Source organism: Sphaerotilus uruguayifluvii, from assembly GCF_013294065.1.
In the GTDB taxonomy this organism is placed as follows: domain Bacteria; phylum Pseudomonadota; class Gammaproteobacteria; order Burkholderiales; family Burkholderiaceae_C; genus Sphaerotilus; species Sphaerotilus uruguayifluvii.
On the sequence record NZ_JABSNM010000021.1, the window covers coordinates 64,792 to 88,217 of the forward strand.

Consider the following 23,426-nt stretch of genomic DNA (forward strand, 5'->3'; position numbering starts at 1 on the left):
GAGACGGCCGCTCAGGCCGCGTCGGCGTCCTGCTTGCGCGCGAAGACGTAGCCGGAGCCGCGCACCGTCAGGATGCGGCGCGGGTTCTTCGGATCGTCCTCGATCGCGGCGCGGATGCGCGAGACATGCACGTCGATGCTGCGGTCGAAGGCCTCGATCGGGTGGCCCTTGAGCGCATCCATGATCTGGTCGCGCGAGAGGACCCGGCCGGGGCTGCGCGCCATCACCTGCAGGATGTCGAACTGGTAGCTGGTCAGCTCGCAGATGCGGCCATCGACCCGCACCTGGCGGGCGTTGACGTCGACCTCGAGCCGGCCGAAGCGCAGCACCGCATCATCGCCCAGCGGCGTGGCGCGGCGCAGCAGCGCCTTGATGCGCGCGAGCAGCTCGCGCGGCTCGAAGGGCTTGGGCAGGTAGTCGTCGGCGCCGAGCTCCAGACCGATGATGCGGTCCATCGGCTCGCCGCGCGCGGTCAGCATCAGCAGCGGCAGGCTGCGCAGGCGCGGATCGGCGCGCAGCTCGCGCGTCAGGTCCAAGCCGTCGCCGTCGGGCAGCATCAGGTCGAGCACCAGCACGTCGAAGAGCTCGCGCTGCAGCCGTGCGCGCCCCTGCGCGAGATCGCCAGCCACGGACACCTGCAGACCGGCCGAACTCAGGTAGGAACTGACCATGCCGGTCAGCCGGGCATCGTCGTCGATCAGGAGGACTCGGGCGCTCATGGGGGAATCGGAGGAACGGGCTGTCTCGGGGAGCATGCAGTATCGTCGATCGCCGACGTCATCCGGTCGTGCAGCCGCTGTAAAGAAGATGTGCCGGCCGGCACGCCTCAGCCGCCCGCCTCCAGCATCGCCTCGACCCGGCCGAGCAGGTCGATCGGACTGAACGGCTTGACGAGACAGGCATCGGCCCCGGCCTGACGGCCGGCCTCCAGATCCTCGCTGCGTCCGCGAGCGCTCAGCAGCAGCACCTTCAGCCCGGCGTGCCGCGGATCGGCGCGCAGACGTCGGCAGACCTCCAGCCCGTCGAGCGCGCCGGGCATCATCACGTCGAGCAGCACCAGATCAGGCCGGAGCGCCTGCGCCTGCGCCAGCGCCGACTCGCCGTCGGCCGCCTCGTGCAGCTCGTGCTCGCCCATCTCCAGCGTCATCCGGATGAACCGGCGAATGTCGATCTGGTCCTCGACGATCAGGATGCGGCGGATGCTCATGCCCGGATCTCTTCCTCGTGGCGCGATGAAGCGTTGCAGTCACTGGATGGACGAAGGGCCGGCGGTGCCGGCCCTGGATGCGGATCGGACTCAGCGCACCGGACTCACTGCACGCCTTCGGCGTGCACGCTGCGTCCCATGCGGATCATCTCCGATTCCACCCAGGCACGCACCGCGATCGCCGGCGCCGGCTGGTGGATCACGCGCACGCGCTCGGGCAGGCCGCCGCGCTCGGCGATCTGGTGCGGCGTCTGGCTGGTGATCGCCAGCACCCGCAGCGAGCCGTACTCGTTCAGGCTGGAGAGCGTCAGCAGCATCGCGTAGCCGTCGATGTCAGGCATGGCCAGATCGGTCACCAGCAGGTCCGGCGACTTGCGGCCGAGCTGCAGCAGGCCGGTGTAGCCGTTGTTGGCTCCGCGCAGCGCCACGCTCGGGCCGAGCGGCTGCAGCACCTCCTGCCAGAGCTGCAGCTGATCGACGCTGGAGGCGATCAGCAGGACATCGAGCGGCGCGTTGGCCGACGAGGGCGAGGACAGCGAGGTCGGAGCCGCCGGACGCAGACCGCTGCGCTGCGCCAGCGCCTCGACGGCGGACAGGCGGATGCGGCGGTGACCACCCGGGGTTCGACCGGCCGGCAGCGTGCCGGCCTCGACCCACAGCTGGACCGTGCGCAGCGACACGCCGAGCCGCAGCGCGGCTTCGCGGGTCGTCAGCAACGGATCCAGAGGATCTTGAGCAAAATGGGGACGGGACATGGCAGGGGCCCTCTAAAACACAGATCGGGCGAGCTCGTCTGACCGAGTTCGCGAGTCTCCAGCTCATCTTTTTGCGGCTTGCCCGGGTCATCGGCAGCGCGCTTCCCCTGCTGTAGGACTGGAAGTTTCAAAGTGTGACGTATTTCGCGGCTCAATTACGAATTATGCGCACCCAATATGATGAATATTTGCAACAAACCCCCTGATTTGCGGGTACGGATCGTACCAAAAAAGCGCGAAAAATCGCCCCGGGACGCGACATGAGCAAGGCATTCATCAGCAATCAGGCATCTGACGACGACGAAGACGATTTTCAAGGCCTGCCGCCCCTGCCTGCCGGTACACGAAATTACATGACGCCGCAAGGGTGGCGGCAGCTGCGCGCCGAGCTGATGACGCTGCTCGACGTGGAGCGGCCGAAGGTCGTCGACACGGTGTCCTGGGCGGCGAAGAACGGCGACCGCTCGGAGAACGGCGACTACCTCTACGGCAAGAAGCGCCTGCGCGAGATCGACCGGCGCATCCGCTACCTGACGCGCCGGCTCGACATCGCCGAGGTCGCCGATCCGTCGGCGCACCACGGCAAGGACCAGATCTTCTTCGGCGCGACCGTCACCTATGCCGACCCGCAAGGGACCGAGCACACCATCACGATCAAGGGCATCGACGAGGCCGACAGCCTGCACGGCGAGGTCAGCTGGATCGCGCCGATCGCGCGGGCGCTCCTGAAGGCCCGCGAGGGCGACGAGGTGACGCTGATGACCCCGGCCGGACTGCAGCGCATCGAGGTGCTGGAGGTGCGCTATCCCGCCCCGGGCGAGGCGGGCTGAAGCTCAGGGCCGGATGCGCGCCACGCGCATCACCGACGGGCTGCGCCGCACCACGCGCAGCACGTCGGCCAGATGCTGGCGATCGCGCACCGCCAGCGTCAGCTTCAGCTCGGAGGTCTCGCCGGCGCGCGTCGGATCCATGTCGATGTGGGCGATGTCGGCCTCGGCCAGGCTCACCGCCTGGGCCACCTCGGCCAGCACCCCGGTGCCGTTGCGCACCAGGACGCCGACCGCGGTGCGGAAGGCGCGCACCGGCTGATCCGACCACTCGACGCCGAGCCAGCGCTCCGGATCGCGCTCGAACAGCCGCTTGCCGACCGAGCACTCGGCGGTGTGCACCGTCAGGCCCTCGCCGCGGCCGAGGTAGCCGACGATGTGATCGCCGGGAATGGGCTGGCAGCAGGTGGCGAGCTGGATCGTCGCGTTCTCGCTGCCGTCGATGACGATCGTGCCCTGGGTCGGCGCCTCGCTGTCGACCGCGTAGCGGCCCATCGACAGCGTGACCGCATCGGGCCGGCGGCCCTGCTCGACCATCTGGCGTGCCAGGCGCTTTGCGACGATGACGGCGATCTTGCGGCCCAGGCCGATGTCGACCAGCAGCTCGCGCCGGTTGCGGTTGCCGCTCCAGCGCACCAGCGACTGCCAGAGCTGCGCGTCGGCCTCGCTGAGGTCGCTGTCGTCGACGCCGGGCAGCGGCAGGCCCTCGGTGCGCAGCGCCTGCGCGAGCAGCTTCAGGCCGAGGTCGTAGGACTCCTCGGCCTCCATGTTCTTCAGGTGATGGCGGATCTTCGAGCGGGCCTTGCCGGTGCGCACGAAGTTGAGCCAGGCCGGATTGGGCCGGGCCGACGGGGCGGTGATGATCTCGACCACGTCGCCCGAGGACAGCGCGGTGCGCAGCGCCACCGGCTCGCCGTTGACGCGCGCAGCCACGCAGTGGTCGCCCACGCGCGAGTGGATCGCATAGGCGAAGTCGACCGGCGTGGCGCCGCGCGGCAGCGCCAGGATCTTGCTCTTCGGCGTGAAGACGTAGATCGAATCCGGGAAGAGGTCGATCTTGACGTGCTCGAGGAACTCGGCCGAGTCGCGCGTCTCGCTCTGGATGTCGACCAGCGACTGCAGCCACATCGTGCCCAGATGCTTGGTGTCGGGCCGGTTGTCGGGCGCCTCGCTGCCGTGGCTGGTCTTGTACATCCAGTGCGCGGCGATGCCGGCCTCGGCCACCGCGTGCATCGCGGCGGTGCGGATCTGGAACTCGATCGCCGTGCCCAGCGGGCTGACGACGGTGGTGTGCAGCGACTGGTAGCCGTTGGCCTTCGGGATGGCGATGTAGTCCTTGAAGCGCCCCGGCACCGGCTTGTAGAGCTGGTGCAGCACGCCCAGCGCCAGATAGCACTCCGGCAGCGAGGCCACCACCAGGCGGAAGCCGAAGATGTCGCTGACCTGCGCGAAGCTCAGGTGCTTTTCGCGCATCTTCGTGTAGATCGAGTGGACGGTCTTCTCGCGGCCGTAGACCTGCGCGGGCACCTCGGCCTGCGTCAGCGCGAGCTCCACCTCCTGGCGCACCCGCTCGACCAGGTCGCGCCGGTGGCCGCGCGCCTTCGCCACGGCCTTGGACAGCGCCGCGTGGCGCCACGGGCTCAGGAAGCGGAACGACGCCTCCTGCAGCTCGCGGTAGCACTGGTTCAGGCCGAGCCGGTGCGCGATGGGCGCGTAGATCTCGAGCGTCTCGCGCGCGATGCGGGCGCGCTTGTTCGCGGCCATCGCCTCCATCGTGCGCATGTTGTGCATGCGGTCGGCGAGCTTGATCAGGATGACGCGCACGTCGCGCGCCATCGCCAGCAGCATCTTGCGGAAGGACTCGGCCTGCGACTCCTCGCGGGTCGAGAACTGCAGCTTGTCGAGCTTGGTCAGGCCGTCGACGATGTCGGCGGTGGCCGCGCCGAAGCGCTCGACCATCTCGGCCTTGGTGATGCCGCAGTCCTCCATCGTGTCGTGCATCAGCGCGGCCATGATGGCCTGCGCATCGAGCTTCCAGTCGGCGCACAGGCCGGCGACGGCGATGGGATGCGTGATGTAGGGCTCGCCGCTGGCGCGGAACTGGCCCAGGTGCGCCTCGTCGGCGAAGCGGTAGGCCTCGCGCACGCGGCGGATGTCGTGCTCGTCGAGGTAGTCGAGCTTGGCGGTCAGCACCGCGAAGGAGGCGGTGCTGGCGCCATGCGCGCCCGGCACGGCGTCGATCACCGGTGCCACCGGCTTGCCGACACGCTCGCGCAGGCGCTGGCGACCGGCCAGCTCGAGCCGCGTGTCCTCGGCGATCGGGATCGCGTCGGACTCGGGCAGCTGGGTCTCGGGGAACAGCTCGTGATCGGCCGCTCCGGCCTTGCCTCCCGTCCGTCGCCACGACGGGAAGAACATGCGACGCAGGACATCAGCAGTGCGGGACACCATGCTTCACTCTAGCGTGTCCCGGGCCGGAACGGGAATCAAGGGCAGCAGGCCGGACCGGCGCTCAGGTCGGGACCTTGCGCAGCATCTCGACGCCGACCTGGCCGGCGGCGATCTCGCGCAGCGCGGTCACGCCGGGCTTGTTCTTGGTCTCGACCTTCGGGGCATGGCCCTGGCTGAGCATGCGGGCGCGATAGGTCGCGGCCAGCACCAGCTGGAAGCGGTTGGGAATCTTCTGCAGACAGTCTTCGACGGTGATGCGTGCCATGGTGGGTCTTTTCTTCCGCAGTTCAGGAGAGTTGGAGGGCGTCGAACACGGCCGGACGGCTGCGACGCTGGGTCGAGTATTTTAGCCGCTGGGCATGCACGATGGTCTTGAGGTCGAACAGCGCGGTGTCGAACAGCGCGTTGACGACGATGTAGTCAAAGTGGCGCGCCTGCGCGACCTCGTGCCGGGCGTTGATCATGCGCTGCTCGATGACCTCGGCGGCGTCCTCGCCGCGCCGGCGCAGGCGCTGCAGCAGCTCCTCCCACGACGGCGGCAGGATGAAGATCAGCACCGCGGCCGGGAAGATCTGCTTGATCTGCAGCGCGCCCTGGAAGTCGATCTCCAGCACCACGTCCTCGCCGGCCTGCAGGCGGCGCTCGATGGCGGCGCGCGAGGTGCCGTAGCGGTTGCCATGGACCTGGGCCCACTCGAAGAAGTCGCCGCGGTCGATCATCGACTGGAACTCGTCCTGGCCGACGAACCAGTACTCGCGGCCGTGCTGCTCCTGGCCGCGCGGCGCGCGCGTGGTGTGCGAGACCGACACCATCAGCCGGGCGTCGAGCTCGAGCAGCGCCTTGACCAGGCTGGACTTGCCGGCGCCGCTCGGAGCGGAGACGACATAAAGGTTGCCCGGATAGTCAGGCTGCACGGCGGCGGGATTCGGCGTGTTCATGGCGGAGTTGTCGGCACTCATTCGATGTTCTGGACCTGTTCGCGCATCTGCTCGATGGCGACCTTCATCTCGACCGAGATGCGGGTGAGCTCGAGCGCGGCGGACTTCGAGCCCAGCGTGTTGGCCTCACGGTGCAGCTCCTGGATCAGGAAGTCGAGCCGCTTGCCCAGCTCGCCGCCCTGGCGCAGCAGCCGGGCGATCTCGTCGAGGTGGGCCTGCAGCCGGCCCAGCTCCTCGGCGACGTCGATGCGGATCGCGAAGGCCGCGGCCTCCGACATCGCCCGCTCGGCCAGCGCCTCGGCCGGCACGCCCTGCGAGGCCCCGGCGGCGACCAGCGCCTCGTTCCAGCGCTCGAGGAAGCGCTGGCGCTGACGCTCGACCACCTGCGGCACCAGCGGCGCGGCCTGCGCGGCGAGCTGGCGCAGCGCCTCGACCCGCTCCATCAGGATGGCGACCAGGCGCTCGCCCTCGCGGGCGCGGGCCTCGCGCAGGCGCACCACGCACTGCTTCGCGGCCTCGGTGGCCGCCTCGTCGAGCACCGGCGCCGGTGCGGTCGAGCGGCACCACTGCAGCGCTTCCTGCACGCTCATCGGCGCGGACTGCGGCAGCGCCGCCAGCACCGCCGCCTGCAGCGCGCCCAGCCGGGCCAGCTGCCCGGCCGCGGGCGCGCGCACCTCGGCGTCGGCGCGCTCGCCATGCAGGCGCAGCTCGATCTTGCCGCGCTTGAAGGCCTGCGTGAGCTGCTCGCGCAGGCCCGGCTCGAGCGCGCGCAGCTCGTCGGGCAGGCGCAGCGTCAGGTCGAGGAAACGGCTGTTGACCGAGCGCAGCTCGACGGTCACGGCCCCGGCGCCGGCTGCGCCCGATTCGGTGTTTTCCCCGGTCGGATTACCGGTGCCGGCACTGGCACTGGCATAACCGGTCATGCTGTAAACTGGCATCGCGGACTTCGCCCAAGCAAAACACGATTATGTCAAAGCCTCAGAAACCCGCCCCGCTGCCCCCTGGCACGGTGGTCGGAGGCTACCAGGTCATTCGAAAGCTGGCGGCGGGTGGTTTCGGGGTGGTCTATCTGGCGGAGGATGCGGAACGCCGGCTGGTGGCCCTGAAGGAGTACCTGCCGTCGTCGCTCGCCGAGCGTGCGCCGGGCGAGCTGATCCCGCGCGTCAAGCCGGACAAGCAGCCGCTCTATCGCCTGGGCCTGAAGAGCTTCTTCGAGGAGGGCCGCTCGCTGGCCCAGATCAGCCATCCGAGCGTGGTCTCGGTGCTGAACTTCTTCCGCGAGAACGAGACCGTCTACATGGTGATGAACTACCTGCAGGGCGACACGCTGCAGGACTTCATCGTCACCGCGCGCGATCTCAAGCGCGACAAGGTCTTCCGCGAATCCACGATCCGCAGCCTCTTCGACGAGATCCTGCGCGGCCTGCGCATCGTGCACCAGCACAAGATGCTGCACCTGGACATCAAGCCGGCCAACATCTTCATCACCAACGACAACAAGGCGGTGATGCTGGACTTCGGCGCCGCGCGCGAGGTGCTGAGCAAGGAAGGCAACTTCATCCGGCCGATGTACACGCCGGGCTTTGCCGCGCCCGAGATGTACCGCCGCGACGGCAGCCTCGGGCCCTGGACCGACATCTACGCCATCGGCGCGTGCATCTACGCCTGCATGCAGGGCTATCCGCCCAACGACGCGCCGCAGCGCATCGAGAAGGACCGCCTCGGCCTGAGCCTGTCCCGGCTGCGCAACGTCTACTCGGACAACCTCATCGAGGTGACCGAGTGGTGCATGTCGCTCGATCCGCTGGCGCGGCCGCAGAGCGTGTTCGCGCTGCAGAAGGAGCTCTCGCGCGAGACCGAGCGGCGCTACACCAAGCTGAGCTTCAGCGAGCGGCTCAAGCTGCAGCTCGAGAACATCAAGTCGGGCGCGAAGGCGTGAGCCCGGCTTCGCCGCCCGCAGACCCGCCCGACGCCAGCCCGGAACCCCCGTCCATGCGCTTTTCCGTCTACCAGATCAGCCGCCGCGGCGGCCGCGAGAAGAACGAGGACCGCATGGGCTACTGCTACACGCGGGACTCGGGCCTGTTCGCGCTGGCCGACGGCATGGGCGGACACCCGGAGGGCGAGGTCGCCTCGCAGATGTCGCTGCAGACGCTGGCCTCGCTGTACCAGGCCGAGGCGCGGCCGATGCTGAAGGAGCCGCGGCGCTTTCTCAGCGAGGGCATTCTCGCCGGCCACCACCAGCTGCTGCGCTACGCGGTCGAGCGCGCGCTGCTCGACACGCCGCGCACGACGCTGGTGGCCTGCATCCTGCAGGGCCGCGAGGCCTGGTGGGCGCACTGCGGCGACTCGCGCCTGTATCTGGTGCGCGGCGGCCGGCTGATCGCGCGCACCCGCGACCATTCCTACTCCGAGCTGCAGGAGACGCTCAACGGCGTCGTGCCGCTGGGCGACAAGGTCAACCGCAACGTGCTGTTCACCTGCCTGGGCAGCCCGGGCAAGCCGGTGGTCGACCTGGTCGGCCCGGTGCAGCTGCAGGCCGGCGACCGGGTGCTGCTGTGCTCGGACGGCCTGTGGGGCGTCATCGACGACGAGACCATCACCCGCGAGCTGGCCGCCGCGCCGATCGGCGAGGCGGTGCCCGAGCTGGTGGAGCTGGCGCTGCGCACCGCCGGCGACAAGAGCGACAACGTCACCGTCATCGCCGTCGAGTGGGAGGCCGCCGAGGACGAGGACACGCTGGCCGGCATCGAGACCGCCGCGCTCGGCGACGACATGTTCGAGTCGACCATCCAGGCCGGCGGTCCCGGGCTCGACGACGGGCAGCTCGACGACGAGGAGATCGAGCGCTCGATCCGCGAGATCAACGAGGCGATCCGCCGCACCGCGCAGAAGCGCAGCTAGCGGCCGGCGCCCTCCCCGCTTTCCTTCTCTCCCTTCCTTTTCATCTTCCCGGCGTCCGTGCTGCCCGCGCAGGCGGGCCGCCACGCACCGCCCGGCTTGGCCAGGACCGCACATGACCACTTCCCGCCCCCTCGACCGCGCGCCCGACGCGCTGCGCCCCGTCCGCCTGACCCGCGGCTACACCAAGCACGCCGAAGGCTCGGTGCTGATCGAGTTCGGCGACACCCGCGTGCTGTGCACCGCCTCGGTCGAGGAGCGGGTGCCGCCGCACAAGAAGGGCTCGGGCGAGGGCTGGGTCACCGCCGAGTACGGCATGCTGCCGCGCGCCACCCACACCCGCTCCAGCCGCGAGGCCGCCAAGGGCAAGCAGACCGGCCGCACGCAGGAGATCCAGCGCCTGATCGGCCGCTCGCTGCGCAGCGTCTTCGACCTGAAGATGCTCGGCGAGCGCACCATCACCATCGACTGCGACGTGCTGCAGGCCGACGGCGGCACCCGCACCGCCTCGATCACCGGCGCCTTCGTCGCCGCGCATGACGCGGTGTCGAAGCTGCTGGCGCAGGGCCTGCTGGCCGAGACGCCGATCCGCGACCATGTGGCCGCGATCTCGGTCGGCCTGCTCGACGGCGCGGCGCTGCTCGACCTCGAATACGTCGAGGACTCGGCCTGCGACACCGACATGAACGTGGTGATGACCGGCTCGGGCGGCTTCGTCGAGGTGCAGGGCACCGCCGAGGGCGTGCCCTTCAGCCGCGAGGAGATGGACCGCCTGATCGGCCTGGCCGACAAGGGCATCCGCGAGCTGATCGCGCTGCAGCGCGCGGCGCTGGCCGCGAACTGAACCGCCAGGACACGGGACACGCACGATGGACACGCTGCGACTGGTGCTGGCGTCGAACAACGCCAAGAAGCTCAAGGAGCTGGGCGCGCTGCTGGCGCCGGCCGGCGTCGAGCTGGTGACGCAAGGCGCGCTCGGCGTCGCCGAGGCCGAGGAGCCGCACCACACCTTCATCGAGAACGCGCTGGCCAAGGCGCGCCACGCCGCGGCCGCCACCGGCCTGGCCGCGATCGCAGACGACTCCGGCCTGTGCGTGGACGCGCTCGGCGGCGCGCCGGGCGTCTACTCGGCGCACTACGCCGCGCTGGAGCCGGCGGCCGACGCCGACCGCGAGGCGCTGCGCGCCCGACAGGACGCGGCCAACAACGCCAAGCTGCTCGCCGCGCTCGACGGCGCCTCGACCCGGCGCGCGCGCTTCGTCTGCGCGCTGGTCGCGGTGCGCTCGGCCGACGACCCGGAGCCGCTGATCGCCTTCGGCCGCTGGAACGGCGAGATCCTCGCCGCGCCCGAGGGCGCGGGCGGCTTCGGCTACGACCCGCTGATGTTCATCCCGTCCGAGGGCTGCACCGCCGCGGCGATGCCGGCCGACACGAAGAACCGGCTCAGCCACCGCGCGATCGCCTGCGCGCAGATGCTCGCGCTGATGCGGGAGGTCTGGCAGCGTGGCTGAAGGCATCCCTCTCTCGCCGCTGGATCAGCGCTCGCCGCCGCCCGCGGCCGACCTGTCCGACCACCAGGCGCTGCTGGCGCGCTACCTGCGCCCGGGCACGCTGCAGCTGGGCGCGCCGCCCCCGCTGGGCCTGTACATCCACCTGCCGTGGTGCCTGCGCAAGTGCCCGTACTGCGACTTCAACTCGCACGAGGCGGCCGCCGGCGGCCATCCCGAGGCGCGCTACCTGGACGCGCTGCGCGCCGACCTGGAGCGGGCGCTGCCGATGGTCTGGGGCCGCCATGTGCAGACCATCTTCATCGGCGGCGGCACGCCCAGCCTGTTCTCGCCCGAGGGCATCGAGCGGCTGCTGGCCGACGTGCGCGCGCTGCTGCCGCTCACGCCGGGCTGCGAGATCACGCTGGAGGCCAATCCCGGCACCTTCGAGCGCGAGCGCTTCCGCGCCTTCCGGCAGGCCGGCGTGACCCGGCTCTCGATCGGGGTGCAGACCTTCGACGACGCTCGGCTGCAGACGCTCGGCCGGGTGCACAGCCGCGCGCAGGCGCTGGCCGCAGCCGAAGAGGCCCATGCGGCCTTCGACACCTTCAACCTCGACCTGATGTATGCGCTGCCCGGCCAGACGCTGGCCGAGGCCGAGGCCGACCTGCGCACCGCGCTGGCGCTGGCGCCGCCGCACCTGTCGGTCTACCACCTGACGATCGAGCCCAACACCGTCTTCGCCAGCCGCCCGCCCGCGGCGCTGCCCGACGACGATCTTGCCAGCGAGATGCTCGACCAGATCACCGCGCTGACCGGCGAGGCGGGACTCGCGCGCTACGAGGTCTCGGCCTACGCGCGGCCCGGCCACCGCTGCGCGCACAACCTGAACTACTGGCAGTTCGGCGACTACCTGGGCATCGGCGCGGGGGCGCACACCAAGCTGAGCTTCCCGAACCGCGTCGTGCGCCAGGTGCGATGGCGCGACCCGGCGATGTACATGGAGCACGCGCTGGCCGGCCGGGCGATCTCGAACGACGAGGAGGTCGGGCGCAAGGCCCTGCCCTTCGAGTTCATGCTCAACACGCTGCGGCTGAAGGACGGCTTCGAGCTGGCGCTGTTCGGCGAGCGCACCGGGCTGCCGCCCTCGGCCGTCGCGGCCGGGCTGGCCGAGGCCGAGCGGCGCGGCCTGCTCGAACACGACCGCAGCGCCGGCATCGTGCGCCCGAGCGCGCGCGGCTTCGACTTCCTCAGCGACCTGCAGTCGATGTTTCTGACCTGAGCGCGCCGGCCGCGCCGCTGCCGACCAGGCCCAGCATCGCCATCAGCCGCGGGCCGATGGCCTGCAGCGCCAGCACCTCCTGGCAGGCGCCGGCACGGATGGCCTCCTTGGGCATGCCGAAGATCGCGCTGGTGGCCTCGTCCTGGGCGATGTTCCAGGCGCCGGCGTCGCGCATGCGGCGCATGCCCTCGGCGCCGTCGCCGCCCATGCCGGTCAGCATCACGCCCAGCGCTCGGTCGCCCACCACCTGCGCGACCGAACGGAACAGCACGTCGACGCTGGGCCGATGCCGGTTGACCGGCTCGGTGTCGGTGACCCGCGCGACCAGGCTGGCGCCGACCTTGACCACCGACAGATGCCGTCCGCCCGGCGCCACATAGCCGTGGCCCTGCTGCAGCACCATCTCGTCGCGGGCCTCGCAGACCCGCAGCGTGCCCAGCGTGTCGAGCCGTGCGGCATAGCGCGCGGAAAAGCCCCCGGGAATGTGCTGAACGATCACCACCGGCGGCACCTGCGGCGACAGTGCGCGGATCACGTGCGGCGTGGCCTCCGGGCCGCCGGTGGAGGCACCGATGGCGATCAGCCGGATGCGCCGCTCGCCGACCTCCGCCGCCGCCGAGCCCGGAGCCCCGGGCACGACAGCGGGCGGCGCGGACACCGGCTGCGACAGGGCCGCCGGCGCAGGCGTGGCCAAGACGCTCGATGGCGTGACGACCGGGGCGGACACCGGCGCACGACGCGCCACCGGCCGGCCCTGAGCCGCCTGGCGCAACGCCGTCAGCAGCTCGCGCTCGAAGATCTCGAAGGCCCCGGGCACGCCGACCGCGGCCTTGTCGATCACCGCGGCCGCCCCCAGGCCCAGCGCGCGGCTGACGATGTCGGGCTGGCGCTGCGCCGCCGAGGTGACCATGATCGTCGGCGTCGGCCGCAGCCGCATCAGGCGCTCGAGAAAGTCGAGGCCATCCATCTTCGGCATCGCCATGTCGAGCGTGATCACGTCGGGATCGAGCTCGCGGATCATCTCGCGCGCCTGCAGCGCGTCGCAGGCGGCGCCGATGCACTCCATGTCGGCCTGGCGGGCGATGATGCCCGACATCAGGCCACGCATCACCGCGGAATCGTCGACGACGATGATGCGGATCGGTGCGGCCGGCGGGCGCGAGGGCAGGAAAGGCACGGGCATGGCTCGGGAGGACACGGGAAGCGGATCAGAACAGGTCGATGCTGCCGGCGGCGGAGGCCGAGGCGCGGCGGCGCGCGTCCTGGTCCAGCGCGATCGCGGCCTCGCGCTGCGCCGGCGGCAGGCGGCGCACCATCGCGCGCCCCGTCTTCGGGAAGAAGCAGACCTTGCGCGGATAGGGGCCGAGCACGTCCTGCGACACCAGCGGGATCTCCTCGGTGCGCAGATAGTCGAGCACGAAGCTGGTGTTGCGCTGGCCGACGTTGAGCGCGCCGTTGCCGGCGATCAGCGCCGCACCGCCGAAGACCTTGGCCTCCATCGTGCGCCGGGTCGCGCCGCGCTTGATCAGCGCGTTGATCAGCAGCTCCATCGCGCAGGAGCCGTAGCGGCCGCCGTCGTCGGAGGAGCCGTCGCCCGGCAGCATGAAGTGGTTGATGCCGCCGACCGCCGCCTGGCGGTCCCACAGGCAGGCGGCGATGCACGAACCCAGCGTCGTGGTGATGACCAGGTCCTCGCTGTGCACGAAGTACTCGCCCGGCATGACCTTGACCGCATCGGCGTTGAAGGCGACCTCGCGATAGAAGAACGAGGCCTCGCCGGAGGCCCGCCGCTCGGCGCGCATGCGCTCGATCCGGCCGGGCACGACGCGGGCTTCGGACGAGGAAGCATCGGAGTTCCTGGCCCCGGCGGGGCGGCGGGCATCGGCGGTCGTGGAGGAGGAGGCTCGCTGGGCGTTGGTCATGACGGATTCCCTGACTGTGTCGGACTGTGCCGTGCAGGTCATCGCCGCCACGGCACGAGAAAACCGCCAATCCCCGCCCTTCTTCCCCCGGCCGGCCGGCGGTGGCTGCCTTAGACTGCAAAATCATCGCCCCGCCCCATGCCCTCCAACTTCGACGCCCCACCATGGCCGCACCGACCGAGGCCCGCCCCGCGATGGGCACCGTGATCGTCGGCGGCCGCCCGCTGCAGGTCGATCTGGCCTTGCAGCTTCTCGAGCGCGAGGGGCTGCACGCGCTGGCGGGCCACGAGATCGGCTCGCCGGAATGGCTGCAGGCGCTGATCGACGGCCTGTGCATGCTGTCGAGCTGCGATCCGATGACCGGCCTGGTCAACCGCCGCCAGTTCGAGGCCAGCCTCGACGGCGAGATCGACCGGGTGGCGCGCTCGGGCGAGTCGGCGATGCTGCTGCTGATCGACATCGACCATTTCAAGCGCGTCAACGACACCTACGGCCACGGCGCCGGCGACGCGGTGATCCGCGCCGTCGGACGCACGCTGCAGGACTGCGTGCGCCCGATGGACACGGTGGCGCGCATCGGCGGCGAGGAGTTCGCCGCGGTGCTGCCGAACTGCCCGGCCAGCTTCGGCGAGGCGGTGGCCGACCGCATCCGCCTGGCCATCGAGTCCTGCCGCATCGAGGTCGCGCGCCGCGTGCACCTGAGCGTGACCGCAAGCGTCGGCGGGGCCTTCGCGCCGCGCTGGGTGCGCTCGTCGGCCCGGCTGTGGATGGAGCGCGCCGACCAGCAGCTCTACCGCGCCAAGGCCGCCGGCCGCAACCGAACCTGCATGGAGCTGCCGCCGCATTCGGAGGTCAGCAACGAGGAGCGCGACATGCTGTTCAGCACCATGTCGGCGTTCATGCCCGACACACTGGATTCCACCCGATGAGCACGACGACCCCGACGACCTCGCCCGGCCCCGAGCCGACCGCGACCGGCCGCGCCGAGCGTCCGCGCGTGTTCGCGATCACCAGCGGCAAGGGCGGCGTCGGCAAGACGATGCTCGCCGCCAACCTCGCCGCCGCGCTGGCCCGCCGCGGCGAGCGGGTGCTGGTCATCGACGCCGACCTCGGCCTGGCCAACCTCGACGTGGTGCTGAACCTGCAGCCACGCCACACGCTGCACGACGTCTTCACCGGCCGCGGCACGCTCGAGCAGGCGCTGCTGACCGCGCCGGGCGACTTCCAGGTGCTGCTGGCCGGCTCCGGCCTGATCGAGTACTCGCGGCTGACGCCGACGGTGCGCGAGCAGTTCGCGCGGCTGATCGACACGGTGCGCCCGCACTACGACCGGGTGCTGATCGACACCGGCGCGGGCATCTCCGACGTGGTGCTGTACGCGATCTCGATGGCCGACGAGACGCTGGTCATCGCCACGCCCGAGCCGACCGCGCTGGCCGACGCCTATGCCACCGTCAAGGTGCTGGGCCTGCAGCAGGGCCGCGCCTCGATGATGCTGGTGGTCAACCAGACCCATCGCCACGGCGAGGGCCGCCATGTCGCGGCGCAGCTGCAGTCGGTCATCGACCGCTTCGTCACGCTGCCCGCCGGCGGCTCGATCCGGCTCAGCCCGCTCGGCGAGATCGTCAGCGACACCGCGGTGCGGCAGGCGGTGCAGCGCCGCCAGCTCGTGACGCTGGCCTATCCCGGCTCGGACGCGGCGCAGGGCATCGCCGCGATCGCGATGCGGCTGGCCACGCTGCACCCGCCGGCCGGACGCCAGCCCATGCCCCCCGGCATGCAGATGACGCTGGTCGCGCCGCCGACCCCTGCGCCGGCGGCGCCGGACGTGCCGCCCGGCGAGGCGACCGAGACGCCGTCGCCCGGACCGGACGCGGCCGGCGCGGCCGTCCCCGGCGAGACGACCGCCGGCAGCACGTCCTGACGCCCGGCGGACTGATCGCGCGCATCCCCCGCGCCGGCGGGCTCGGCTACAGTGCCCCGCCATGAGCACCGACACCGACAACCCCACCCCGAACGATGCCGCGCCCGGCACGCCGGCCACGCCCTACGAATGGGTCGGCGGCGACGCACGCGTGCGCGAGATGGTCGACCGCTTCTACGACCTGATGGACCTGGAGCCCGCCTACCGCGAGCTGCGCGCAGCGCACGGCACCACGCTCGACGACGCGCGCGACAAGCTCTACTGGTTCCTGAGCGGCTGGCTCGGCGGCCCGAACCACTACATCGAGCGCTTCGGCCACCCCCGGCTGCGCGCGCGCCACCTGCCCTTCCCGATCGGCATCAGGGAGCGCGACCAGTGGGTGGCCTGCATGCACCAGGCGATGCACGAGGTGCAGCTCGACCCGGTGCTGATCGAGCGCCTGACCGAGAGCTTCTTCGGCACCGCCGACTGGATGCGCAACCGCTGACCCGTCAGCGCAGCCGGCCGTCGGGTCGCCGCGACGAGTCCAGCAGCACGATCAGCGCGCCGGCGCCGCCATCGGGCCCGCGTGCCTGCGTGAACGCCAGCACCTCCTGGCGCTGCACCAGCCACGAGCGCACCTTGCCCTTGAGCACCGGCTGGCGCCCCGGCGAGCCCAGGCCCTTGCCGTGGACGACGCGCACGCAGCGCCAGCCGCGCTTGCCCGCATCGATCAGGAAGCCGGCCAGCGCCTCGCGCGCGGCATCGCGCGTCAGGCCGTGCAGGTCGATCTGGCCCTGCGTGACCCAGACGCCGCGGCGCAGCTTCTTCAGCACGTCGTCGCCGATGCCGGACTGGCGGTAGGAGAGCTGGTCGTCGGTCTCCATCAGCGACTCGGGGTCGAACTCGTCGGACAGCGCCACCCGCATCACCTCGGCCTCGTCGAGCTCGCGCTGGCGTGGATGCGGTCCCGGGCGCGGGCGCATCAGCTCGGCGCGCCCCTGCAGGCGCAGCCGCACCACCGGCCCCACCGTGCGCTCGAACAGCTCGTGCTCGCGCCGGCGCGCGGCCTCCTCGGCGGCGCGGCGCGCGGCCTCCTCCTCGGCCTGGCGACGGCGCTCGCGCAGCACCCGCTGCACCGCGGCCAGGCCGCCCAGCGAATTCACCTTCATCGTGGTCGTCACAGCAGCCCCCGCTCGGCAAAGGACACCACCGGCCCGCGCCCGACGACGAAGTGGTCGAGCACCCGCACGTCGATCATCTGCAGCGCCGTCTTCAGCGACTGCGTCAGGAACTCGTCCGCCTTCGACGGCTCGGCCACGCCGGAGGGATGGTTGTGCGCCAGGATGACCGCCGCCGCCTCCAGCGCCAGCGCGCGCCTGAGCACCTCGCGCGGATAGACGCTGGTCTGCGTCAGCGTGCCGCGGAACATCGGCTCGAAGCGGATCAGCCGGTGCTGGGCGTCCAGGAACAGCACCGCGAAGACCTCGTGGCCCAGTTCGGCCAGCTCCAGCCGCAGGAAGTCGCGCACCGCCTGCGGCGAATCGAAGACCGGCCGGCGCGCCATCTCGGCCGCCAGCGTGCGCCGCGCCAGCTCCAGCACCGCCAGCAGCTCGGCGCGCTTGGCCGGCCCCAGGCCCTTCACGCCCGCCAGCGCCGCGCCGTCGGCCCGCAGCAGCCCGCCCAGACCCTGGAAGCGATCCAGCAGCTGCTGCGCCATCTGCAGCACGCCGTTGCCCGCCGTGCCGGTGCGCAGAAGGATCGCCAGCAGCTCGGCATCCTGCAGCGCGGCCGGGCCGTGGCTCAGCAGCTTCTCGCGGGGTCTCAGCTCGGGCGGCAGGTCTTTCATCGGGGGACACCTAAAATCGCGGACAGTCTATCGAGAACAGGATCACTGACGTGCCACAGGTCCAAGCGGGTTCATTCCTGACGCTTCACTATCGCCTCGCCGGCCCGGACGGCGGCGACATCGTCAACACCTTCAACGACAAGCCCGCGACGCTAACGATCGGCAGCGGCGAGCTCGCCCCCGCCATCGAGGCGCGCCTGATCGGCCTGGAGGAAGGCACGCGCACCGTGATCGAGCTGGCCGCCGGCGAGGCCTTCGGTCCGCGCAACCCGGACATGGTGCAGAAGCTCGCCTTCTCGGAGCTGCGCCAGATGGGCGATCCGGACGAGCAGTACCAGGTCGGCGACGTGGTGCAGTTCCCCACGCCCGACGGCCGCGGCGCCTTCGCGGGCGTGCTGCGCGAGCTGGGACCGACCGGCAAGGACTGGGCGCTGTTCGACTTCAACCACCCGCTCGCCGGCCAGCCGGTGAGCTTCGAGGTGCAGCTGATCGGGGTGCTGTGATGACGACCGCAACGACATCGACCGGCCCGGTGCAGGAAGTGGTGCTGGCGCAGCCGCGCGGCTTCTGCGCCGGCGTCGACCGCGCCATCGAGATCGTCGAGCGCGCGATCACGAAGTTCGGCGCGCCGATCTACGTGCGCCACGAGATCGTCCACAACACCTACGTCGTCAACGACCTGAAGGCCAAGGGCGCGATCTTCATCGAGGACCTCGCCGAGGTGCCCGCGGGCGCCACGCTGATCTTCAGCGCCCACGGCGTGAGCCAGGCGGTGCGCCGCGAGGCGGCCGCGCGCGGCTTCGAGGTCTTCGACGCCACCTGCCCGCTCGTCACCAAGGTCCACGTCGAGGTCGCCAAGCTGCGCCGCGAGGGCTACGACTTCATCATGATCGGCCACAAGGGCCACCCGGAGGTCGAGGGCACGATGGGCCAGCTCGACGGCGGCATCCACCTGGTCGAGGACGTCGAGGACGTGGACCGGGTCGTCGTGCCCGACGAGAGCCGGCTGGCGGTGGTCACGCAGACCACGCTGAGCGTGGACGACGCCGCGGAGATCCTCGCCGCCGTCAAGCGCCGCTTCCCGCAGGTGCGCGAACCCAAGAAGCAGGACATCTGCTATGCCACCCAGAACCGTCAGGACGCGGTGAAGGTGCTCTCGGCCGAGGTCGACATCGTCATCGTCGTCGGCAGCCCGACCAGCTCGAACAGCAACCGCCTGCGCGAGCTGGCCGAACGCCTGGGCACGCCCGGCTTCATGATCGACAGCGCCGCCGAGCTGCGCCCCGAGTGGTTCGAGGGCCGCCCGCGCGTGGGCCTGACCGCCGGCGCCTCGGCCCCTGAGCTGCTGGTCGACCAGGTCATCGCGCGGCTGCGCGAACTCGGCGCGCTGGCGGTGCGCAAGATGCCGGGCGTCGAGGAACACATCGAATTCCCGCTGCCGAAGGGCCTGGGCGACAAGTCGATGGCCGAGGCCGCGACGCAGCGCCAGAATTGAACCTTCCCGCTTTACAGCTCCAGTCTTCCCATCCCCATGCTTGACATCAACCTGCTGCGCCGCGATCTCGACGCGGTGATCGCCCGGCTGCAGACGCGCAAGAACCCGCAGCCCTTTCTCGACGCCGACGCCTTCCGCGCGCTGGAGGCCGAGCGCAAGACCGTCCAGACCCGCACCGAGGAGCTGCAGGCCACCCGCAACCGCCTCTCGAAGCAGATCGGCGCCCTGCGCGGCAAGGGCGAGGACACCAGCGCACTGATGGCCGAGGTCGCCGGCATCGGCGACGAGCTCAAGAGCTGCGCCGAGCGCCTGGGGCAGATCCAGACCCGGCTCGAGGCGCTGGTGCTGTCGGTGCCCAACCTGCCGCAGGCCGACGTGCCGGTCGGCCCGGACGAGACCGGCAATGTCGAGGTGCGCCGCTGGGGCACGCCGCGGGCCTTCGACTTCCCCGTCAAGGACCATGTGGACCTGGGCGCGCCTCTGGGCCTGGACTTCGAGACCGGCGCCAAGCTCTCGGGCTCGCGCTTCACCTTCATGAAGGGCCCGGTCGCGCGGCTGCACCGCGCGCTCGCCCAGTTCATGCTGGACGTTCAGACCCAGGAGCACGGCTACACCGAGTGCTACACGCCCTATCTGGTGCAGGGCGACGCGCTGCGCGGCACCGGCCAGCTGCCCAAGTTCGAGCAGGACCTCTTCCACGTCACCTCGGGCGACGGCGAGGCGGCCGGCAGCAAGTGGTACCTGATCCCGACCTCGGAGGTCACGCTCACCAACGTCGCCGCCGACACGATCGTGCCGGCCGAGGCGCTGCCGATCAAGCTCACCGCGCACAGCCCCTGCTTCCGCTCGGAGGCCGGTTCGGCCGGACGCGACACCCGCGGCCTGATCCGCCAGCACCAGTTCGACAAGGTCGAAATGGTGCAGATCACCCACCCGGAGCAGAGCAACGCCGCGCTCGAGGAAATGACCGGCCACGCCGAGGCGATCCTGCAGAAGCTCGGCCTGCCCTACCGCGTCATGCTGCTGTGCACCGGCGACATGGGCTTCGGCTCGACCCGGACCTACGACCTGGAAGTGTGGGTGCCGGCGCAGGGCACCTACCGCGAGATCAGCTCCTGCTCGAACTGCGAGGCCTTCCAGGCGCGGCGCATGCAGGCGCGCTTCAAGAACGCGCAGGGCAAGAACGAGTTCGTCCACACGCTCAACGGCTCGGGCCTGGCGGTCGGCCGCACGCTGGTGGCGGTGCTCGAGAACTTCCAGAACGCCGACGGCAGCATCACCGTGCCGGAGGTGCTGCGCCCCTACCTCGGAGGCCTTGACAAGCTGGGCTGCTGATCGTCTATAATCGAATTCTTCGCTGAACAGACCACGGTTCAGCAGCAAGCTACCAGGAGAGGTGGCAGAGTGGTCGAATGCGCCGGACTCGAAATCCGGTATACGGTACCCCCGTATCGAGGGTTCGAATCCCTCCTTCTCCGCCAAAAATGCCTTGTGAATCAATCACTTGGCGATGCAAAGAAGCCCGGCAAGTCCGGGCTTTTTTCTTGCCCGGCTCCCGGCGATGTAACGGCGGATGTAAGAGAGTTCCGAGGAAGCGCGGCCAGGACACACCAGCCCCGCTCACTGTCCGCAGCCGTCCGCGCTGGTCAGGTCTGCGCCTCATCTGCTCGCGCGCTCATGGCATCTACACCGCAGGAACCGCGGAGCCATTCGATTGAAAGCCGCACCGCTGCGCATCCGTGGCGCACCGTTGCACATCCGTGAGTCACGGTTGTTCTTGACCCCAAGCCCTTGAATCCATTGAGGCCGGCGAGTCCCCCGGATGCCGTGACCTGCCCAGGTTGGCGCGCGGGGGCGTGGCGGGGGAGGCTCGCTGCGCTCGCGGATGGAATCAGGTTTCCTCAGGTCTGGACCACTCGGCCCCATCTCTCAGCCAGGACAACACCCCCTCCCCTCGCTTGCGCATCGGGTGACTTGATTCCGTGCCTTCGGCCGGGATTGCTACGGGTTCGGAGGGTTCGTGACTCCGGCAAGCCTTTCCCCTAACCCGCAGTGCAGCAGGTCGGGGCTTGCCGGGTCGGTCGCTCTTGCCACTGGGACAGGATGGGACGCTTATCCGGGCCGCACGCCTGCCAGCAGCGTGCAGCGGCTCGATTCCCGGCGCATGGTGCCGGCCCTCCCCCGTTCGAGCTTTCGCCTTTGGGTGGCGCTTTGGAGGGTGTCCGCTCTGGCGCCTTCAGAACCGCGCAGGCCGAGCCGGGAGGCTGGGCAGGGGGTCACAAGTCCAAAGACCCCCCGCGCCTGACGTGCAAGCCTTGCGCGGGCAAGCGGCGCCGATGGATGGCGCTGCCTGCGTGCCCGGTCGGTGCCGGGCGGTCGTCGGTAGGGGTGCCCGGTCAGCGCCGGGCAGGGGTCACGGTGGCGACGTGGCCGGCGTCAGGTCGGCCAGCAGCGCACGAAACGCAGCGGCGGGCCGGTCATCGCCGACAGGTCGCACCAGCACCCAGCCAGGAAGGCCGGGAACGGCGGCCACCAGCGCCAGCAGGCGCCCCGGGTGGTCCGGGTCGTGGAAGGTGGGAGCGCTCACGCTGCACCCCCTGCTGCTGCCGCAGAGGCATCCAGAAGCGCCAGGGCCGAGCCAGGCAGCAAGCGCTCCTCGTCGGGCATCTGGTGCAGGTCTGGTCCTCCTGCCAGCTTCGCCGCGAAGTCCAGGCGCCAGGACATGAGAGCAAGGGCATCACCGACAACATCGGTCAGCGCGGTAGGGGTCGCCTTCGCCAGCGTCTCGCGCATGCTGAGGGCGTCGGACTCCAGCACCCGCAGCAGATGGGCCAGCGCGGCCAGCGTGCCATCCGGCGCAGTGTCATGCGGCTCGGACAGCTCACGCAGCGCCTCAGCGGCTTCCGCGATGTGGTCGCCTGCGTCGGGCTTCAGGCAGTCATCTTCCAGCAGCGCGGCCAGCCGCCGCAGGTTGCGCGGGGCCGCGACACTGGAGCGGGCAGGCCATGCCGCAGCCTCAGCCGGCGCGGGGCTGGTGGTGTTGGTGGCGGACATGCTCAGACCTCCCCGACGATGGCGAGGCGGTCGGCGGCGGCCAGCTCGGTGGCCTTGGCGCGCAGTGCGGCGCGGCGCAGGGCTCGGCGCGCGGCATTGACGGCGGCACGCTCGCGGGCACGGCGCAGCACGAAGGCGCGGCAGTAGTCGGCCACAGGGGCAGAGGGACGGGAATCGGTGCGCGCAGGCAGGCGCAGGATGGTGCGGCCCGATGCGGGCGCAATGAGGGTGTCAGCCATGACGGCTCCGAAGCAACAGGTCTTGAACCTGCCATCCCTCCCCGCTACGAAAGGGGTGGCAGACCGTGCGGGGTAGCGGACCGGGCTTCGGGACCGGCAGGGGTTTCCCCCTCCCTGCACGGCCCGCCATAGACAGACGTGACCATGCGCGCAGGTCCAGGAAGGACAAAGCCGCGACGGGCGCGGCTACTGCGCCGAAGCTTGCCGGACCGCTACGCCCGCACCGCTGATGTGCAGCGGCGGACGGATGGTAGACCGATAGCGCCCGAAGATGCAAGACCCTACAGCAGTGCGGGCAGCAAAGACGGCACCCGTCTGGGTCGCCTCTGCGGCGGCTCTGCGCCCATCTGTAGGCGCATCTTCAGCGCGACAGCATCAAGCAGCGTTGCAGCGTGGCGGATGACGCTCCGCCCGCGCAGGTGGTGCCGAACGCGCCAGCGCATCGCGGGCGACGTGTCGCCGACGTAGCGCACCCCCGGGTATGCGTACCCCTCGCCTGCATCCGTGCGCACCTTGCGCCGGTTGGCGCTGTTCTCGGCAGGCGTCTCGCGCGCACGGGCAGGGGGGGGGATGGGGTGCAGCATTTGCACCCCACGACAGGCCAGCGCCTCGCGCGCAGGGGCGGCGGACACTTCCTAAGGCTGAGGAAGTCGCCAGCGCCTCGACCCGATGGCACGACATCGGCGGACTTTTCCGCCAATGCCGGGCCGGTGATGCCGCTCGCCAGCGCCTCGCCTGACTTCTCAGGCCAGCGCCTCGCGCGCACGGCTGTCGGCTACCTGCTCACCAAAACCGGCGAGCAGCCCCCGCCAGCACCTCGCGCGCGGCGGCTGCGTTGATTCGCCAGAACGGGTGAATCAATCGGGAAAGGTGCTTTTTTGCACCTCGGGTACGGCTGTCAGTGCGTGGGGTGGTGAATCGCCACCCCATCGCCATCGGCGCCGGCTCCGGGAATCCCCGGAGCGTCGGGGTTTTGCGGGCACGTCGTGAAAGGGGGGGGCGTGATTCGCTACCTCCTTCCGCCAGCGCCTCGCGCGCACGGGCAGGGGGGGGATGGAGTGCAGATTTGCACCCCACGACAGGCCAGCGCCTCGCGCGCGCGGCTGTCAGGGCTCA

The 23,426-nt window shown here is 70.7% G+C and carries 26 protein-coding genes and 1 tRNA gene; 13 read left to right on the plus strand and 14 right to left on the minus strand.

Translation table 11 applies throughout. The annotated features are described in order from the left end of the window. Positions 1–11: 11 nt before the first annotated feature. From HNQ01_RS18690 to HNQ01_RS18700, 3 genes are all read right to left on the minus strand, one after another. Positions 12–719, minus strand: a complete 708-nt coding sequence (locus tag HNQ01_RS18690; protein ID WP_173807006.1) for a response regulator — start codon at positions 717–719, stop codon at positions 12–14. Positions 720–826: 107 nt separating this feature from the next. Continuing rightward, complete coding sequence (locus HNQ01_RS18695; protein ID WP_353621740.1) at positions 827–1,201, minus strand: response regulator transcription factor; 375 nt, start codon at positions 1,199–1,201, stop codon at positions 827–829. 110 nt (positions 1,202–1,311) lie between these two features. Continuing rightward, a complete protein-coding gene (locus HNQ01_RS18700) occupies positions 1,312–1,962 on the minus strand; it encodes an excisionase family DNA-binding protein (protein ID WP_173807008.1) in 651 nt (216 codons plus the stop codon). Positions 1,963–2,222: 260 nt separating this feature from the next. On the opposite strand from HNQ01_RS18700, the gene greB reads away from it, so the two are divergent. After that, a complete protein-coding gene (greB, locus tag HNQ01_RS18705; protein WP_173807009.1) occupies positions 2,223–2,792 on the plus strand; it encodes a transcription elongation factor GreB in 570 nt (189 codons plus the stop codon). Between the two features lie 3 nt (positions 2,793–2,795). Here greB and HNQ01_RS18710 read toward each other — a convergent pair whose 3' ends face one another. The 4 genes from HNQ01_RS18710 to HNQ01_RS18725 form a co-directional block, all read right to left on the minus strand. Then, complete coding sequence (locus HNQ01_RS18710; protein ID WP_286180970.1) at positions 2,796–5,207, minus strand: RelA/SpoT family protein; 2,412 nt, start codon at positions 5,205–5,207, stop codon at positions 2,796–2,798. Positions 5,208–5,301: 94 nt separating this feature from the next. Then, complete coding sequence (gene rpoZ, locus HNQ01_RS18715; RefSeq protein WP_037483929.1) at positions 5,302–5,505, minus strand: DNA-directed RNA polymerase subunit omega; 204 nt, start codon at positions 5,503–5,505, stop codon at positions 5,302–5,304. Positions 5,506–5,527: 22 nt separating this feature from the next. After that, a complete protein-coding gene (gene gmk / locus HNQ01_RS18720; protein WP_173807010.1) occupies positions 5,528–6,178 on the minus strand; it encodes a guanylate kinase in 651 nt (216 codons plus the stop codon). A 17-nt stretch (positions 6,179–6,195) separates the two neighbouring features. Next, a complete protein-coding gene (locus HNQ01_RS18725; protein ID WP_173807011.1) occupies positions 6,196–7,116 on the minus strand; it encodes a YicC/YloC family endoribonuclease in 921 nt (306 codons plus the stop codon). 29 nt (positions 7,117–7,145) lie between these two features. On the opposite strand from HNQ01_RS18725, the gene HNQ01_RS18730 reads away from it, so the two are divergent. The 5 genes from HNQ01_RS18730 to hemW all read left to right on the plus strand — a co-directional run bounded on the left by HNQ01_RS18730 (position 7,146) and on the right by hemW (position 11,848). Next, positions 7,146–8,117 carry a serine/threonine protein kinase gene (locus HNQ01_RS18730; protein WP_173807012.1) on the plus strand — a complete coding sequence of 324 codons (972 nt, stop codon included), beginning with the start codon at positions 7,146–7,148 and terminating at the stop codon, positions 8,115–8,117. A gap of 53 nt (positions 8,118–8,170) precedes the next feature. Further along, a complete protein-coding gene (locus HNQ01_RS18735; RefSeq protein WP_173807013.1) occupies positions 8,171–9,082 on the plus strand; it encodes a PP2C family protein-serine/threonine phosphatase in 912 nt (303 codons plus the stop codon). Between the two features lie 112 nt (positions 9,083–9,194). Continuing rightward, complete coding sequence (rph, locus tag HNQ01_RS18740) at positions 9,195–9,923, plus strand: ribonuclease PH (protein WP_173807014.1); 729 nt, start codon at positions 9,195–9,197, stop codon at positions 9,921–9,923. 34 nt (positions 9,924–9,957) lie between these two features. Further along, positions 9,958–10,590: an RdgB/HAM1 family non-canonical purine NTP pyrophosphatase gene (gene rdgB / locus HNQ01_RS18745; RefSeq protein WP_173807037.1), complete on the plus strand. Its 633-nt coding sequence runs from the start codon at positions 9,958–9,960 to the stop codon at positions 10,588–10,590. A gap of 52 nt (positions 10,591–10,642) precedes the next feature. Continuing rightward, positions 10,643–11,848, plus strand: coding sequence for a radical SAM family heme chaperone HemW (gene hemW / locus HNQ01_RS18750; RefSeq protein ID WP_173807038.1), 1,206 nt, complete (start codon positions 10,643–10,645; stop codon positions 11,846–11,848). Here the strand turns inward: hemW and HNQ01_RS18755 are convergent. Both HNQ01_RS18755 and cheD read right to left on the minus strand, forming a co-directional pair. Beyond that, positions 11,817–13,031, minus strand: a complete 1,215-nt coding sequence (locus HNQ01_RS18755; protein WP_173807015.1) for a protein-glutamate methylesterase/protein-glutamine glutaminase — start codon at positions 13,029–13,031, stop codon at positions 11,817–11,819. The two genes, hemW and HNQ01_RS18755, sit on opposite strands and share 32 nt — an antisense overlap. Before the next feature lie 25 nt (positions 13,032–13,056). Next, entirely contained in the window at positions 13,057–13,770 is a 714-nt protein-coding gene (cheD, locus tag HNQ01_RS18760) for a chemoreceptor glutamine deamidase CheD (protein WP_173807016.1), read from the minus strand. Positions 13,771–13,934: 164 nt separating this feature from the next. Here cheD and HNQ01_RS18765 point away from each other — a divergent pair, with 164 nt between their 5' ends. From HNQ01_RS18765 to HNQ01_RS18775, 3 genes are all read left to right on the plus strand, one after another. After that, positions 13,935–14,699, plus strand: a complete 765-nt coding sequence (locus tag HNQ01_RS18765) for a GGDEF domain-containing protein (protein WP_286180968.1) — start codon at positions 13,935–13,937, stop codon at positions 14,697–14,699. Next, entirely contained in the window at positions 14,696–15,694 is a 999-nt protein-coding gene (locus tag HNQ01_RS18770; protein WP_173807017.1) for a MinD/ParA family protein, read from the plus strand. The genes HNQ01_RS18765 and HNQ01_RS18770 overlap by 4 nt, the downstream gene beginning before the upstream one ends. A 61-nt stretch (positions 15,695–15,755) precedes the next feature. Further along, a complete protein-coding gene (locus tag HNQ01_RS18775; RefSeq protein WP_173807018.1) occupies positions 15,756–16,181 on the plus strand; it encodes a group II truncated hemoglobin in 426 nt (141 codons plus the stop codon). A 4-nt stretch (positions 16,182–16,185) separates the two neighbouring features. Here the strand turns inward: HNQ01_RS18775 and HNQ01_RS18780 are convergent, their stop codons facing one another. Continuing rightward, positions 16,186–16,845 (minus strand): Smr/MutS family protein, encoded by a 660-nt coding sequence (locus tag HNQ01_RS18780; protein ID WP_173807019.1) that lies wholly within the window; start codon positions 16,843–16,845, stop codon positions 16,186–16,188. An 8-nt stretch (positions 16,846–16,853) separates the two neighbouring features. Next, positions 16,854–17,522 carry a RadC family protein gene (gene radC / locus HNQ01_RS18785; RefSeq protein ID WP_173807020.1) on the minus strand — a complete coding sequence of 223 codons (669 nt, stop codon included), beginning with the start codon at positions 17,520–17,522 and terminating at the stop codon, positions 16,854–16,856. Between the two features lie 50 nt (positions 17,523–17,572). Between radC and HNQ01_RS18790 the strand changes: the two genes are divergently transcribed. The 4 genes from HNQ01_RS18790 to HNQ01_RS18805 all read left to right on the plus strand — a co-directional run bounded on the left by HNQ01_RS18790 (position 17,573) and on the right by HNQ01_RS18805 (position 20,498). Beyond that, entirely contained in the window at positions 17,573–18,025 is a 453-nt protein-coding gene (locus HNQ01_RS18790) for an FKBP-type peptidyl-prolyl cis-trans isomerase (RefSeq protein ID WP_173807021.1), read from the plus strand. After that, a complete protein-coding gene (gene ispH, locus HNQ01_RS18795; protein ID WP_173807022.1) occupies positions 18,025–19,017 on the plus strand; it encodes a 4-hydroxy-3-methylbut-2-enyl diphosphate reductase in 993 nt (330 codons plus the stop codon). Before HNQ01_RS18790 ends, ispH begins: the two co-directional genes overlap by 1 nt. 36 nt (positions 19,018–19,053) lie before the next feature. Next, entirely contained in the window at positions 19,054–20,352 is a 1,299-nt protein-coding gene (serS, locus tag HNQ01_RS18800; RefSeq protein ID WP_173807023.1) for a serine--tRNA ligase, read from the plus strand. Between the two features lie 55 nt (positions 20,353–20,407). Beyond that, positions 20,408–20,498: transfer RNA gene (locus HNQ01_RS18805), tRNA-Ser, on the plus strand. A gap of 932 nt (positions 20,499–21,430) precedes the next feature. Here the strand turns inward: HNQ01_RS18805 and HNQ01_RS18810 are convergent. From HNQ01_RS18810 to HNQ01_RS18820, 3 genes are read right to left on the minus strand one after another with little or no spacing between them, the layout of a single operon-like run. Further along, positions 21,431–21,604, minus strand: a complete 174-nt coding sequence (locus HNQ01_RS18810) for a hypothetical protein (protein ID WP_173807024.1) — start codon at positions 21,602–21,604, stop codon at positions 21,431–21,433. After that, a complete protein-coding gene (locus HNQ01_RS18815; RefSeq protein ID WP_173807025.1) occupies positions 21,601–22,071 on the minus strand; it encodes a hypothetical protein in 471 nt (156 codons plus the stop codon). The genes HNQ01_RS18810 and HNQ01_RS18815 overlap by 4 nt, the downstream gene beginning before the upstream one ends. Before the next feature lie 2 nt (positions 22,072–22,073). Further along, positions 22,074–22,310: a hypothetical protein gene (locus HNQ01_RS18820; RefSeq protein WP_173807026.1), complete on the minus strand. Its 237-nt coding sequence runs from the start codon at positions 22,308–22,310 to the stop codon at positions 22,074–22,076. Positions 22,311–23,426 lie beyond the last annotated feature (1,116 nt).

Bases quoted from the DNA above. Each gene is read 5' to 3' on its own strand.
- HNQ01_RS18690 (WP_173807006.1), bottom strand. From the start codon at position 719: ATGAGCGCCCGAGTCCTCCTGATCGACGACGATGCCCGGCTGACCGGC.
- HNQ01_RS18700 (WP_173807008.1), bottom strand. From the start codon at position 1,962: ATGTCCCGTCCCCATTTTGCTCAAGATCCTCTGGATCCGTTGCTGACG.
- greB (WP_173807009.1), top strand. From the start codon at position 2,223: ATGAGCAAGGCATTCATCAGCAATCAGGCATCTGACGACGACGAAGAC.
- HNQ01_RS18710 (WP_286180970.1), bottom strand. From the start codon at position 5,207: ATGTTCTTCCCGTCGTGGCGACGGACGGGAGGCAAGGCCGGAGCGGCC.
- rpoZ (WP_037483929.1), bottom strand. From the start codon at position 5,505: ATGGCACGCATCACCGTCGAAGACTGTCTGCAGAAGATTCCCAACCGC.
- gmk (WP_173807010.1), bottom strand. From the start codon at position 6,178: ATGAACACGCCGAATCCCGCCGCCGTGCAGCCTGACTATCCGGGCAAC.
- HNQ01_RS18725 (WP_173807011.1), bottom strand. From the start codon at position 7,116: ATGCCAGTTTACAGCATGACCGGTTATGCCAGTGCCAGTGCCGGCACC.
- HNQ01_RS18730 (WP_173807012.1), top strand. From the start codon at position 7,146: ATGTCAAAGCCTCAGAAACCCGCCCCGCTGCCCCCTGGCACGGTGGTC.
- HNQ01_RS18735 (WP_173807013.1), top strand. From the start codon at position 8,171: ATGCGCTTTTCCGTCTACCAGATCAGCCGCCGCGGCGGCCGCGAGAAG.
- rph (WP_173807014.1), top strand. From the start codon at position 9,195: ATGACCACTTCCCGCCCCCTCGACCGCGCGCCCGACGCGCTGCGCCCC.
- HNQ01_RS18755 (WP_173807015.1), bottom strand. From the start codon at position 13,031: ATGCCCGTGCCTTTCCTGCCCTCGCGCCCGCCGGCCGCACCGATCCGC.
- cheD (WP_173807016.1), bottom strand. From the start codon at position 13,770: ATGACCAACGCCCAGCGAGCCTCCTCCTCCACGACCGCCGATGCCCGC.
- HNQ01_RS18765 (WP_286180968.1), top strand. From the start codon at position 13,935: ATGGCCGCACCGACCGAGGCCCGCCCCGCGATGGGCACCGTGATCGTC.
- HNQ01_RS18770 (WP_173807017.1), top strand. From the start codon at position 14,696: ATGAGCACGACGACCCCGACGACCTCGCCCGGCCCCGAGCCGACCGCG.
- HNQ01_RS18775 (WP_173807018.1), top strand. From the start codon at position 15,756: ATGAGCACCGACACCGACAACCCCACCCCGAACGATGCCGCGCCCGGC.
- HNQ01_RS18780 (WP_173807019.1), bottom strand. From the start codon at position 16,845: ATGAAGGTGAATTCGCTGGGCGGCCTGGCCGCGGTGCAGCGGGTGCTG.
- radC (WP_173807020.1), bottom strand. From the start codon at position 17,522: ATGAAAGACCTGCCGCCCGAGCTGAGACCCCGCGAGAAGCTGCTGAGC.
- ispH (WP_173807022.1), top strand. From the start codon at position 18,025: ATGACGACCGCAACGACATCGACCGGCCCGGTGCAGGAAGTGGTGCTG.
- serS (WP_173807023.1), top strand. From the start codon at position 19,054: ATGCTTGACATCAACCTGCTGCGCCGCGATCTCGACGCGGTGATCGCC.
- HNQ01_RS18815 (WP_173807025.1), bottom strand. From the start codon at position 22,071: ATGTCCGCCACCAACACCACCAGCCCCGCGCCGGCTGAGGCTGCGGCA.
- HNQ01_RS18820 (WP_173807026.1), bottom strand. From the start codon at position 22,310: ATGGCTGACACCCTCATTGCGCCCGCATCGGGCCGCACCATCCTGCGC.